This window comes from Methylobacterium sp. B4 (genome assembly GCF_003201865.1).
GTDB lineage: Bacteria > Pseudomonadota > Alphaproteobacteria > Rhizobiales > Beijerinckiaceae > Methylobacterium.
The window spans coordinates 1-13,327 of sequence record NZ_QJJJ01000017.1; the positions used below are offsets into that span (position 1 = coordinate 1).

The 13,327-nt window shown below is 66.5% G+C and carries 9 protein-coding genes and 1 pseudogene; 4 read left to right on the forward strand and 6 right to left on the reverse strand.

All coding sequences use genetic code 11. From position 1 onward, the window contains the following. Window positions 1–513: 513 nt before the first annotated feature. On the reverse strand, window positions 514–1,575 hold the full coding sequence (locus tag BY998_RS17795) for a tyrosine-type recombinase/integrase (protein ID WP_110352949.1): 1,062 nt from the start codon (window positions 1,573–1,575) through the stop codon (window positions 514–516). A gap of 185 nt (window positions 1,576–1,760) precedes the next feature. Between BY998_RS17795 and BY998_RS17800 the strand changes: the two genes are divergently transcribed. After that, a complete protein-coding gene (locus BY998_RS17800) occupies window positions 1,761–2,009 on the forward strand; it encodes an AbrB/MazE/SpoVT family DNA-binding domain-containing protein (RefSeq protein WP_110353009.1) in 249 nt (82 codons plus the stop codon). Between the two features lie 4 nt (window positions 2,010–2,013). Further along, window positions 2,014–2,406 (forward strand): type II toxin-antitoxin system VapC family toxin, encoded by a 393-nt coding sequence (locus BY998_RS17805; RefSeq protein ID WP_110352950.1) that lies wholly within the window; start codon window positions 2,014–2,016, stop codon window positions 2,404–2,406. Between the two features lie 340 nt (window positions 2,407–2,746). On the opposite strand, the gene BY998_RS17815 is transcribed toward BY998_RS17805, so the two are convergent. Next, entirely contained in the window at window positions 2,747–3,640 is an 894-nt protein-coding gene (locus tag BY998_RS17815) for a LysR family transcriptional regulator (protein WP_110352952.1), read from the reverse strand. Continuing rightward, window positions 3,641–4,501: a LysR family transcriptional regulator gene (locus BY998_RS17820; protein WP_280952920.1), complete on the reverse strand. Its 861-nt coding sequence runs from the start codon at window positions 4,499–4,501 to the stop codon at window positions 3,641–3,643. 5 nt (window positions 4,502–4,506) lie between these two features. On the opposite strand from BY998_RS17820, the pseudogene BY998_RS17825 reads away from it, so the two are divergent. After that, window positions 4,507–7,134: pseudogene (locus BY998_RS17825) on the forward strand (efflux RND transporter permease subunit); the annotation flags it as partial. A gap of 488 nt (window positions 7,135–7,622) precedes the next feature. On the opposite strand, the gene repC reads toward BY998_RS17825, so the two are convergent. The 3 genes from repC to repA form a co-directional block, all read right to left on the reverse strand. After that, window positions 7,623–8,903, reverse strand: a complete 1,281-nt coding sequence (gene repC / locus BY998_RS17835; protein WP_348629224.1) for a plasmid replication protein RepC — start codon at window positions 8,901–8,903, stop codon at window positions 7,623–7,625. Between the two features lie 191 nt (window positions 8,904–9,094). Next, a complete protein-coding gene (gene repB, locus BY998_RS17840; RefSeq protein WP_348629225.1) occupies window positions 9,095–10,144 on the reverse strand; it encodes a plasmid partitioning protein RepB in 1,050 nt (349 codons plus the stop codon). Continuing rightward, on the reverse strand, window positions 10,129–11,289 hold the full coding sequence (gene repA, locus BY998_RS17845) for a plasmid partitioning protein RepA (RefSeq protein ID WP_181425553.1): 1,161 nt from the start codon (window positions 11,287–11,289) through the stop codon (window positions 10,129–10,131). The genes repB and repA overlap by 16 nt, the downstream gene beginning before the upstream one ends. 785 nt (window positions 11,290–12,074) lie before the next feature. Here repA and serA point away from each other — a divergent pair. After that, window positions 12,075–13,325 (forward strand): phosphoglycerate dehydrogenase, encoded by a 1,251-nt coding sequence (gene serA, locus BY998_RS17850; RefSeq protein WP_110352955.1) that lies wholly within the window; start codon window positions 12,075–12,077, stop codon window positions 13,323–13,325. Window positions 13,326–13,327 lie beyond the last annotated feature (2 nt).

The window sequence follows — 13,327 nt, forward strand, 5'->3', positions numbered from 1 at the left end:
GGTCTCTCGGGTTCGAGGTTGGTCGTCGCAACCCGACCCTACCCGGCAACCGCCGATGACCACCCCTCAGCTACACCACCATCCGGGACACGACCTGGTTGTTAAATTCAAGGGTTGTTGACCTCTCTTACGAACTGACTGGCCAACTATCGCAACGGCCGCGCTGTGGTGGCGATTCCGCAATGAGGTTACTGGCAATACTTCTTCAGCCTGGAGGGCGCAAACATATCTTCGTCAGCTAAAATTTATACTAGTCAAATTGAAAACTTAGAATGGAGACTACCCGTCGAAATCGATTAACAACAGACGAGCGCTTGGCTCTTATCAGTCGATTTTCGGCGCATTGCTCGCGTCCGACGTCACGTCCAGGACCCGCATCTCGCGCTCTATCGGGGGCGCCCTGTGGAAGGCGATGGAGGTGCGCACATCGAACGCGCGGGACTAGGCTCTACCAAGTGGGAAGTTGAATTAGGGATGTAGTGATCGCGCGCGAATCATCATCAACCGTCGTTCTCATGCGCGGTTTTGCAATGTCGCCAACTTTCGAGCCGCGCCGCGCTGAGCTCTGAGACGCTCACCATAGCGGGCGGGCATCGCTGGCGTCTTCCACGAGCCGGCCTGCATCACCTCAAGCAACTCGAACCCCGCCGCGAACATGTCCTGCGTCGCTCCGACCCGGGTCGAATGCCCGGAGGGCAGCCGCGTCAACTTTAGCCCGGCGGCGGTGGCAAGATCACGAAACACTCGCGCTACCTCCCCTCCCCCGAGCGCCGTGGCCCCGATTTGCCCGCCCTTGGTCAGCGGCCGGAACAGCGGCCCGCTCTCCAGCCGCGCGGCCCCGAGCCAGGCGTCGATATGCTCCATGGTATCGGGCGCGAGGTACTTGATCGCCCCCTCCCCCTCTTGGTCGGCTTTCGAGCGCCGCACCAGCACGGTGCCGGAGCCGTCGGCACCCTTGTGCAGATCCCCTATATATAAAGAGACGAGTTCCGAGCGGCGCAGCAGCGTGTCGTAGGCCACCGCGACCAGCGCCGCGTTGCGCAGCGCGATCAGCGGCACCTCGCGTTTCGCCTCCGTGACGCGCCGATGCAGCCGCCCGGCCGTCTTCACCTCCAGCATGCGCTCAATGCTGCCCCGATTGAGCGGCTCGGCCTGCTTCTGGCGCCGGCCCTTGCTTCGGTTCATCCGCTTCACGGCCAATCGCACGATCTCGTCGGCGCAGGGGTTCTGTAGACCGGCGGCGCGGTGCAGTGCGGCGATCGACGAGCGGTACCGTTCGACCGTGGCGCGCGCCTTCGTCTCGGCTTGCGCGTCGATGAAAGCGGCCACCGTCTCGGGCGTCGCCGGCAGCATCGCCCTCCCCGCTTGCCCACACCAGGCGGCGAAGATGCGGCTGTCGGCGGCGAGCGCGCGGACCGTGTTGTCGGCGAACGCGCCGCGCGCGGCGCGGGCGTGCTCCTCCAAGCGCTTAATTAGGAGGTCGAGACCGGGCGGCAGCGCGGCGGCGAACGGAACCGGCGGCGCGAATGGATCGCGAGCCGGCTCGGATGCTGAATCGATAGCGTCAAGCTCCATGGCAGGAGCTTAGCCGTCTAAACCCTAACGATCCACAAATTTCCTGCGATAGCTTCTATTATCGTCGCCAATCTGGAAGGCGGTGCGGGGTGACGGTTTTCGGCCGCCCGTACCAAACTGCCTTATTGGTAATATCATGTGGTTTGGGTATGGTTTGGAAAACTCGGACGGTAATGGGGAAGATCATGGAGTCACGTTCCAGCAAGATTGTCGATGGCGGCAAGGTCGTCATTCCTGCCAAGTTCCGGCGTGAGCTCGGCATCGAGGTGGGTGATACCGTTGTCATGGAAGTGGTCGACGGCGAGCTTCGGATTCGGTCACGCGATGCGGCCATTGCAGAAATTCAGAAACTCGCCCGCAGCTTTGTTCCGGAGGGCGTGAGTGTGGTCGATGAGCTGATTTCCGACCGGCGCGCAGAAGCCGCCAAGGAGTGACGCCATGGCCGTGAGATACGCCCTGGACGCTTCAGCCCTCTTATGCCTGATCAATCAGGAGGAGGGTCAGGAGCGCGTGCGTGCGGCGCTGGCCGAGTCGGTCATTTCGGCCGTCAACTACTCAGAGGTGATCGCCAAGCTTGTGGAGCGCGGAGGTGCGGTTGCTGCGGTCAGCCGGGCGCTGGAGCATCTGCACCTCACGATGGTCGACTTCGATCGCGCGTCGGCCATTGAGACCGGTGCGCTCCGGCCGGCCACGCGCTCGGCCGGGCTCTCGTTCGGGGACCGGTCCTGCCTCGCGCTGGCGAAGGCACACGGCCTGATAGCCCTGACGGCGGATCAGGCTTGGGCGCGTCTGGACGATGATCTTGGTGTCACGGTCGAGCTCGTGCGCTGAACCAGGAGCCGGCGCTGCTTGATCGGCGAATGCCGCCAATCAACAATGAGAAGCAAGGGAGCTTTGGCGGACGAGCCTTCGGCGGCGGCAACGCCACGCCGATGACCTATCGCAGCCCGGCCAGAAGCCGCCGGTTCGTGGTGGTGGCCGCCGGTTGCAGCCTGCTGCCCACCCGCGGCCTCGGCCCCAAGCTCGTCGCCATCGCTCCCTCACGCTGATCGCCGGCTCGCAGCGGCGGGAGGTGGCAGGCTTCCGCTCGCCACCGGTCTCCGCACCGGGTTCGCCGCCTTCGCCTTCCCGAGCGGATCCCGCATCCGTCACCATAGCCGAACTGACCCGGTCAAACCCGGTAGCGCAATGCCTCGACCAGCAGAGAAAGGGCCGGCGAGCTCTGCCGGTGGCACGGATAGTAGAGGTGATACCCCGGCCGCGGTGGGCTCCACTCGGCCAGAACATGGACGAGATCCCGGCTCTCGAGGTGTGCCTGGACCCGGTCCTCGGGCAGGAAGGCGATGCCGAACCCGTCGAGGGTCGCGCGCAGGATCAGCCCGAGGGTATTAAACACGACCTGGCCCCCGACACGCACCTGGATCTCGCGCCCGTCACGCCCGAACTTCCAGGCGTCGAGGCCGCTGTGGTCGGGCAGGCGCAGGTTGATGCAGCGATGGCCCGCGAGATCCTCCGGCCGCTGCGGCTCGGGATAACGGGCGAAGTAGCCGGGCGCGCCGACGGCAGCCATGCGCAGGGCCGGGCCGATGGGAACCGTGAGCATCTCCTTGGCAACGAGGCCGCCCAGTTGCACGCCCGCGTCGAAGCGCGCGGCAAGCCCGTTGGTCGGGCCGTTCTGCACGACGACTTCCACCGCGATATCCGGATGGTTCGGCAGGACGCCGCACAGGATCGGCCACAACACGGTGTCGGCCGCGTGCTCGTCGGCGACGATCCGCACGCTTCCGGCCGGCTTGTCGCGCATCTCCTCCACGCTCGCGAGGCCCGCCTCGATCCGCTCCAGCCGGAGTTCCACAGCCTTGAGGAGCCGTTCGCCGGCTTCGGTCGGCGACACGCTGCGGGTGGTGCGCGCCAGCAACCGGACACCCAGACGAGTCTCGAGGCGACGAACGGTCTGACTCAACGCGGGCTGCGAGACGCCGAGTTGCGCGGCGGCCCGGGTGAAGTTGCCGGTGCGCGCGACGGCCACGAAGGCGACCATGGCGTTCAGGCTCTCACGCAGCATCTAGAAGCCTTGCTCGTGATGACGAAGGGCGTCGAGCAGGATCGTGAAGGCTGATGTCGGCTGGCGCCGGCTCGGATAGTACAGGTGATAGCCGGGGAACGGCTCGCACCACTCCTCGAGCACCCGCACCAGCCGCCCGTCCGCCAGATCCGCGAGGACCTCCTGCTCGGGCAGGTAGGCCAGACCGCGGCCTGCCAGGGTCGCATGCCGGATGATGTGCAGGCTGGTCAGTGCGAGTTGCCCCCCGACCTGCACCGCGACCTCCTCGCCGTTCCGTTCAAACTCCCATGGGAAAAGGTCGCCGCGAGAGGCGCGGGCGAGGTTGATGCATTGATGGCCGACCAAGTCCTCCGGCCGCTGCGGCGCTGACCGTTCGGCAAAGTAGGCAGGCGGCCCGACGACGGCCATGCGCATCGGTGGCGCGATGCAGACCGCGATCATGTCCCTTTCGACATACTCGCCGACGCGGATGCCCGCATCGAAACGCTCGGCTACGATGTCGGTGCGGGCGTCGGAGGTGACCACCTCGACGTGGATGTCGGGGTAGTCCGGCAACAATCGTTGCAGGACCGGCCACAGCACCGTTTCGACCGCATGCACGGGCGCGGTGATCCGGACCTTTCCGGCCGGCCGGTGTCGCAACTCGGCCAAGGCAAGGAGTTCCGCGTCGAGTTCATCGAACTGCGGACCAACCGCATTCAGCAGCCGCTCGCCGGCCGCCGTTGTCGACAAGTTGCGGGTTGAACGGTTCAGCAGGCGCAGGCCGAGCCGTGCCTCGAGGTTGTTCACCGCGTGGCTCAGCGCTGACTGCGTCATGTTCAGCCGCTTGGCAGCGCGGGTGAAGCTGCCTTCCTGCGCCACGGTTCTGGCTCGATCCGCAGCGGGTCGCCGAGCACGGCCTGTCGGCGGGCGACGTGGTGCGTGAAATCCAGGCGCAGAACGTGGAAGCCGCCGCCGGCGTCATCGGCGCCTCGCCCGCGGTGCCAGGACTCGACTTGCAACTCTCGCTCAATGCCGAGGGGCGCCTGACGAGCGAGGAGCAGTTCGGCGACATCGTCGTCAAGACCGGCGAGAACGGCGAAATCACCCGGTTGCGCGACATCGCCCGGATCGAACTCGGCGCCTCGGACTATGCGCTGCGCTCGCTCCTCGACAACAAGTCGGCGGTGGCGATCCCGATCTCGCAATCGCCCGGCTCGAACGCGATCCGCATCTCCGACGAGGTCCGCCGGACCATGGCCGAGATCAAGCGCACCATGCCGGAGGGGATCGATTATCAGATCGTCTACGACCCGACGCAGTTCGTGCGTGCCTCGATCGAGGCGGTGATCCACACCCTGCTCGAAGCCATCGCCCTCGTCGTCCTCGTGGTGATCCTGTTCCTGCAGACGTGGCGGGCCTCGATCATCCCGCTGCTGGCCGTGCCGGTCTCCATCGTCGGCACCTTCGCGGTGATGCACGCCTTCGGTTTCTCCATCAACGCGCTGAGCCTGTTCGGGCTCGTGCTCGCCATCGGCATCGTCGTGGACGACGCCATCGTCGTGGTCGAGAACGTCGAGCGAAACATCGAGGCCGGGCTGTCGCCGCGGGACGCCAGCTATCAGGCGATGCGCGAGGTCTCAGGGCCGATCATCGCCATCGCGCTGGTGCTGGTGGCGGTGTTCGTGCCGCTCGCCTTCATCAGCGGGCTGACCGGCCAGTTCTACAAGCAGTTCGCGCTGACCATCGCGATCTCGACAGTGATCTCGGCGATCAACTCGCTGACCCTCTCGCCTGCCCTCTCGGCGCTGCTCCTGCGCGGGCATCACGCCCCGAAGGACCGGCTGACCCGCGTCCTCGACACCCTGCTCGGCTGGTTCTTCCGCCGCTTCAACCGCGCCTTCGGCCGGGCCTCGGACGGCTACGGACGCGGCGTGCGCGGGGTCATCTCGCGTAAAGGCGCCATGATGGTGCTCTACCTCGCACTCGTCGGCGTGACCGTGGTGCTGTTCCAGCGGATTCCCGGCGGCTTCGTGCCGGGCCAGGACAAGCAGTACCTCGTCGGCTTCGCGCAACTGCCCGACGGCGCCACCCTCGACCGGACCGAGGAGGTGATCCGCCGGATGAGCGAGATCGCCCTGAAGGAGCCCGGCGTCGAGAGCGCGGTCGCCTTCCCCGGCCTCTCGATCAACGGCTTCACCAACTCGTCGAATTCGGGGATCGTGTTCTCGACGCTGAAGCCCTTCGAGGAACGGAAAGGTAAGGGGCTCGACGGCGCGTCGATCGCAATGTCGCTCAACAAGAAGTACGCGGGCATCCCCGAGGCCTTCATCGCGATGTTCCCGCCCCCGCCCGTCAACGGGCTCGGCACCATCGGCGGCTTCAAGCTGCAGATCGAGGACCGCGCCGGCCTCGGCTACGAGGCTTTGAACGACGCGACCAAGGCATTCATGGCCAAGGCGGCGCAGGCGCCGGAGCTGGCCGGGCTGTTCTCCAGCTTCCAGATGAACGTGCCGCAGCTCTTCGCCGACATCGACCGCACCAAGGCGCGCCAGCTGCGCATCCCGGTCACCGACGTGTTCGACACGCTGCAGATCTATCTCGGCTCGCTCTACGTCAACGACTTCAACCGGTTCGGCCGCACCTACTCGGTGCGCGTCCAGGCCGACGCGCCGTTCCGCGCCCGCCAGGACGACATCGGCCAGCTGAAGGTGCGTGCCGGATCGGGCGAGATGGTGCCGCTCGCAGCCCTCTTGCAGGTACGCCAGACCGCGGGCCCGGAGCGGGCCATGCGCTACAACGGCTTCCTGTCCGCCGACATCAACGCGGGCGCCGCCCCCGGCTTCTCATCGGGCCAAGCGCAGGCGGCCGCCGCGCGCATCGCCGCCGAGACGCTGCCGCACGGCTTCGCCTTCGAGTGGACGGATCTGACCTATCAGGAGTTCATCGCCGGCAATTCCGGCGTGTGGGTTTTCCCGCTGGCACTGCTGCTCGTCTTCCTCGTGCTGGCCGCGCAATACGAGAGCCTCGCCCTGCCGCTCGCGATCCTGCTGATCGTGCCGATGGGTCTGCTCGCGGCGATGTTCGGGGTCTGGCTGTCGGCAGGCGACAACAACGTCTTTACCCAGATCGGCCTGATCGTGCTGGTCGGCCTCTCGGCCAAGAACGCGATCCTGATCGTGGAATTCGCCCGCGAGCTGGAATTCACCGGCCGCTCGCCCGTCCAGGCCGCGATCGAGGCGAGCCGCCTACGGCTTCGCCCGATCCTGATGACCTCCATGGCCTTCATCATGGGCGTGCTGCCGCTCGTCACCGCCACTGGGGCGGGTGCGGAAATGCGCAGTGCCATGGGAGTCGCGGTGTTCTCCGGCATGATCGGGGTGACCGCTTTCGGCTTGTTCCTGACGCCGATCTTCTACGTGCTGCTGCGCCGCCTCTCGGGCAACCGGCCGCTCAAGAAGCATGGCGCAAACGAATCGGTTTCTGGCCGCGACAACATCGGGCAAGCCGCATGACCCATCGTGCTCCGTGTTCTGAGCTATGCATGTCAAAATCCAGCTGTTGAACGCAGCGCTTCGCGGGAGCCATCCGCTCGGCGCCCGCAGCCCACTCAAGGCTGCCGAAGTTGTCCGTGAAGACGATGTCGCCAGTCATGAACTCAGGCGCCAAGACCCAATCGATGTAAGCCGCGTGCAGCCGTGCTACCGTTCCGGGTGCCGTGAGTGCTGCCATCCAACGGATCGAGGTCGTAAAACCGCTCCCACACCGTGCTGCTGCCTGCCGGCGCAAGGTCATCGAAGCAACCTCCACCACCCACTCACGCGGATCCTGGCTCTAGGTCGATCCACGCATCCCTCTGCGTCCAGAGCAAGTAGTGAGTCGTTCCGACACGGGCACGTGAACCTCACTCATGGAGGCGACCGAGCCACGATCTGCTTGAACTTCGTCCGAGCTCCGGCTGAGCGTGGCATCCGTGTGGCCCAGACCAGCCTCTCGCGCTTCTTCAAGCACCACGGCATCTCGCGAAAGCATGAAGCTTGGCGCGGTTCAGAGCTTGCAGGACGGGGCCAAGACTGAACTCCCCTCGCCTCTTTCGCTCCACCAGGGCGCGCAGGTAGCCGCCCGGTGACGTGATCTGCTCGGCGCGCTGCAAAATCGCAGCGACCGTCACCGCCGCCGCCTCTTCGCCCATCACCTCGCGGGCCTCGTCCCAGGCATGCGCGCTGATCCCAAGCATGGATCGGACGAGACTGACGGTATCGACGAGTTCCCGCCAAGAGCCGATATTGCCCCGGGCGTATTCCCGGATGTCGGGGCAAGCGTCGAGCACGAGACCGAGCGGGTAGGTGGTGCGGGTCGGTAAATCCTCGGTGATGCTCCCCTGCCCTGCCCTAGCGATCATTGCCGGCACGCGGCTTACCGGCTCGGGCACTGCAATTGCCTTCCCTGCATTACCGGAGGCTTGTTCGGAACTAAAGGGTTCGGGATTTGAACTTTGATAGTGCCGCTCATTTTGATCGGCACTGCCGCTCGAATTCATGTCTTTCTGATGCGCGAGCAAGAGCTTGCCCGCATCTGCCGCCAATGCCGAGAGGGCCTCTGCAACCCAATCCAGATCCGCGCGAGTGGGCCTAAGGGGCACGGCGCCCAGGATCACGCCGTAGCGGCCTCTCAGCGGTTCTGCGACACTCGACGCGCCCTCCCCCGCCTCCAAGGCCTGAATCAGCTTCACGCAGTCCCGGCGCAGCAGCGTCACGCGCTCGCGGGCCACGCGCAGGGCCACTGCCTCGGCGCGCATCGTCTCGGCGATCCGGGCGAACTCGGCCGCACGCGCAACAAGCGGGGCGAGGTCGAAGCCGTAGGCCTGCGCGACCCGGCCGCTCGGCCCGCGCCGGCAGTAGCGCTTCCCGTTCGGGCTGTCGCGGCGGATGACGATACCGGCTTCGACCAGGTAAGCGAGATGGCGTCGGATCGTCGCTTCAGCCATGCCGCGCGTCCGCAGCGAAAGCGCCCGGTTCGACGGGAAAACGACGAGGTCAGGCCCCTCCCCGATCTGCAGGGCCGTCTCGGGCAAGAAGGATGCGAGCGCGTCGAGCACGGCAAGGCTCGGCGCCGAGAGGCCGAGCGGCGAGCGCGCTTCGGTGATGTCGCGGAGCACGGTCCATTTCCGGACGGTGGTCTCGCGCGGGCAGCCGTCCGCGTTCGCCTGTGCACGCACCTGCGCAGGCGTCAGCGATCGCCGCCCGAAGGGCGTCGTGATGTGGAGCATGCTCTGGTCGAGCACCGGGCCAAGATCAGGCGTTCGCCGTCACGCAATCATGCGCGGTCGGCGGCTTTCAGCCTTGCGATGTGCCGGGAGATGTGATTCTCTGAATCTGCCAGGACTACAGAGAGGGTCTGCCGGGCTTCGGTTCGGTGGGCCCTTTCTTTTTGCGGTGTCCTCGTTTCCTTCCTGTTGGCGGCGGATCGGCGGGGTTAGTCCTTGCTCGCCCGGTAGGCGGCAAGGATTTCGGGAAGCCGGTCGAGGACGTAGTCCGCCAGACCCGGCTCAACGGTTTCGTCGAAGGACAGAGCGACACGATCGGCCGAGCGCTCCACGCGTGCGATCTTGCGGCCCTCGGCATCCTTCCACATCTTCGCCCTCGGCTTGCGCTCAGGCTTCTGCGCCACGGCGGCGTAGACGGCAGCGAAACGCTCGTCCGTGCCTTTCGCTTGGAACGCAGGATCGCCCACCAGCGCGGTGAGCACGCGTCGATCGGCACTCTGCACCCGCTCTGCGAGATCGCGCCAGCGCGGGCGCCCTGCGGCCGGGGCAGGGCCGATCGCGGCCAGCACGTCCTCGGGCACGGTCTTCGCCACTGAGATCAGCGAAGAGAGATCCCCCTTCCCGACGCCCATGGCGGACGTGATCGTCTCACGCGGGAAGCCGTGCTGCTCCAGTCGGAGCGCGAAAAAGGCTCGTTCGATGAAGCTGAGATCGCGCCGCTCAAGGTTCTCCTTGCCCTGCGCGACGACGAGTTCAGCATCGGTCAGCGGTCGGATCACGGCGCGCACGGGACGCTCCAGAATCCGCGCGGCGCGCGTACGCCGACGCCCATATGCGATCTGGTAGCGACCCTCTGCGGTCGGGTGCGGGCGCACGAGAACAGGCACCTGCTGCCCGCTCTCGCGCACACTCTCTACCAACATCGTGAGGCTCGGATCGTTGGCGTCCGCCACCCGGTCCGCGATGAACGAGTCATCGATCAGAGCGGTGTCGAGTTCCACGACCGAAACGCCCGTCTGTAGTGCCGCCGCGGCATCGGCTTGTGCTGCGAGTCCGCGCAGCGTGCTGCTCATTGCGCCGATCGCGCCGCTGCGCTGCCGCTCTACCGGTGGGGCCGGGGACTGGTTTGCAGCTGCAAACTCCGCCTTTGGGGCAGTGGGGTTTGCAGCTGCAAACTCCCCCTCCCCCGCTGACTTCGGATCGGGCCGCCGCCCGAAGAGCGCGTCGAGGTTCGTCTTTCGGCTCATGCCCGGCCCCATGCGCCACGGATCAGACCGTCGATCTCGCCATTGACGGCCTCCAGCGCCTCGATCGCCCGGTCGTAGGTCGAGCGGGTCATGCCCTCCCGGGCAATTTCGTAGAGGGTCTGTTTCGACAGGCCCGCATCCGAGACCGCTGACGACTTCACCATGGGGGCGGTGAGCACCGCGTCCTCGAAAAGGGTGCGCAGCATCCCGACGATGCGGGTCTGCGGACCGTCCTGGGGCTCGTACCGGGTGACGAGGTAGCGCAGCCAGTCGTACTGCAGCTGGCCCCCGTGCTCCGCTACGACGCCAAGCAGATCCTCGGTCATGGCGAGGAACTGATTCATGGAGGCGACGTCGAGCATTTGCGGATGCACGGTGATGAGCAAGCCCGTGGCCGCGCAAAGTGCCGAGAGCGTGAGATAGCCGAGTTGCGGCGGGCAATCGATCACGACGGCATCGTAGCGGTCTGAGACCGATTCGATCGCCTGGGCGACCCGGTCGAAGAACAGCGGCTCGCCCGGCCGGCGCCGGCCTAGCGCGCGCGGCGTCTCGTGCTCGAACTCCATCAGTTCGAGGTTCGCCGGCACGAGGTCGAGGCCTGTGAAGTAGGTGGGCCGGATGATGTCCGCGAGCTGGCAGCGCGCGCCGTCGTAGCGGATCGCGCCGTAGAGCGTCTCGTTCTCGCCAACCTCCAGTTCGGGCTGGACTCCGAACAGCGCCGAGAGGCTGGCCTGCGGATCGAGATCGAGCGCGAGCACGCGGTAGCCGCGCAGCACCAAGCCCTGGGCTGTGTGGGCGGTCGTCGTGGTCTTGCCGGAGCCGCCCTTGAAGTTGGCAATGGCGACGACTTGGAGGTGATCACCCTCGCCCCTGTGCGGCAGGTAGCGGCGACCGCCTCTGGTGTTCTCGTCGAGGTAGGCACGCAACCCGTGGATGTCCGCGAGGCTGTAGGAGCGACGCCCGTTGGGTGAGACTTCCGGCTGAGGTCCAAGCCCCTCGGCCGCGAGTTGCTGGACGCGGGAGACCGTCACGCCGATGATGCGCGCGACCTCGGTCGAGGTGAAACGGCGCAGGGTCTTGGCCGAGCTCGGCGGGAATAGGCCCGACGAGATCGCCTGAAGCTGCTCGCGCAGGACCGCCGCGTGCGCTCCGATCATTGTAGCAGGTGCAACCGGTGCAGGGCGCTCAGCGTGCTGGGCCACGTTGTGATGGTTCATCCTCTCGGGCCTTGCTTGCAGAAAAATCGTCAGAATGACTAACAAACTGCAACTGATCCCGTTCAAGACCGATTCGCAAGCGTAAGTCGAGTCTGGCGCAAGCTTGGCGCAAGCGTGGTTCGGATTGCTGGTGGAGGTATCCGCCGCAGGGGAGGGGACTTGCGTGCAACCCCGATCGACGGAGCTTCGCACAATGGGCCCTGCGGATCATGGCGGCTTTTACAGATCGGCGCCGGCCTGAATCACCGGCAGAGTCCGACCACGGCAGTGGTTCGGGCCTGCAGGCTCGGTGAAGTGCGGTCGCGCCGCCGACCCCGCCTCGTATCTTAGGGCCGTCGCCATGTTGGGCGTCGAGCCGGCGGCCGGCGCCGCGCCAGCGTGCTGGCCGCAGTGCAGCGGAGGAGGGCAGGGGGCCGGGTTCGTTGTCCAGCGAGGAGCCACCCTCACAGCAGCAGGAGAGGCACTCGAGACCCCGGCGTTGGGCTCAGCCGAGCCAAGGCGAAGTCATCCCCGGTCGGATAAACACATCTGCTGAGGCCACAGGACCGGGGTTCGTTCACGGGGCGCAAGGACTGGGAGGCGCGCCCTGGCCAACCGGCTCGGCTCTCCGAGTGAACGGCGTCACGAATCGCGCCGATCGTCGCCAAAGATGGGACGCCAACGATTGCCGCATCGCAACATTCGTATATGGCGGGCGCTCCACGATAACAGGCGCAGGTGAAACCATGCCGGGCACGGACAGCTTCACGCTCCAGGACCAGGTCAACATCGTCCTGGCCGAAAACATCGCGCCTTCGGCGGTGGAGGTTCTCGCCCGGGCCGGTATCCACGACGTACGGCGCCTGCCGCGCGCCGTGGGTTCGGCGGATGCCGAAGCGCTGGCCGGCGTGCACGTCCTCGGCATCCGCTCGCGCACCCAGGTCACAACCGGCCTGCTGGACGCCGCCCCCGCCCTCGTGGCGGTCGGCTGCTTCAGCGTCGGCACCAACCAAGTCGATCTCAACGCGGCACGCGCCCGCGGCATCCCGGTCTTCAATGCGCCCTTCTCCAACACCCGCAGCGTCGCCGAGTTGACCATCGGCGAGATCGTGATGCTGCTGCGCCGCATCACACCCCGCTCCGCCTCGGCGCATGAGGGCGGCTGGGACAAGTCAGCAGAAAATTCCTACGAGGTCCGCGGCAAGACGTTGGGCATCGTCGGCTACGGCAATATCGGCGCGCAGCTCTCGAACCTCGCCGAGGCGATGGGCATGCGGGTGATCTTCTTCGATCTCACCGACCGGCTGCGCCACGGCAACACCGAGCCCGCCGACAGCCTCGACGCGCTGCTGGCTGCCAGCGACGTGGTGAGCCTGCATGTGCCGGAGACCCCACTGACCCACGGGCTCATGAACGCCGAGCGCATCGGTAAGATGAAGCCCGGCGCCTACCTCATCAACAACAGCCGCGGCACCGTGGTCGATCTCGACGCGCTCGCCGCCGCCCTGAAGGAGGGACGACTGAGGGGTGCCGCGGTCGATGTGTTCCCCGTCGAGCCGCGCTCCAACGACGAGCGCTTCGTCTCCCCGCTCCAGGGTATCCCGAACGTGATCCTCACGCCGCATATCGGCGGCTCGACCGAGGAGGCGCAGGACCGGATCGGCTCCGAGGTGGCGCGCAAGCTCGTGGACTACGTCGAGACCGGCTCGACGCTGGGCGCCGTCAACTTCCCGCAGGTGCAGATCCCGCCGCGCCTCGGCGGCGTGCGCTTCCTGCACGTGCATCGGAACGTTCCTGGCGTACTCGGCCACGTCAATCAGGCCTTCGCCCGGCGCGGCGTCAACATCGCCTCGCAGTACCTTCAGACCGAGGGCGAGTTGGGCTACGTGGTGGTGGAGGCCGACGCCGCCCCCGCCGACCGCGCCGGCATCCTCGCCGAGTTGGACGCCATCGACGGGACGGTGCGCACCCGCCTGATCCAGGCCCGGATCGCCTGAAG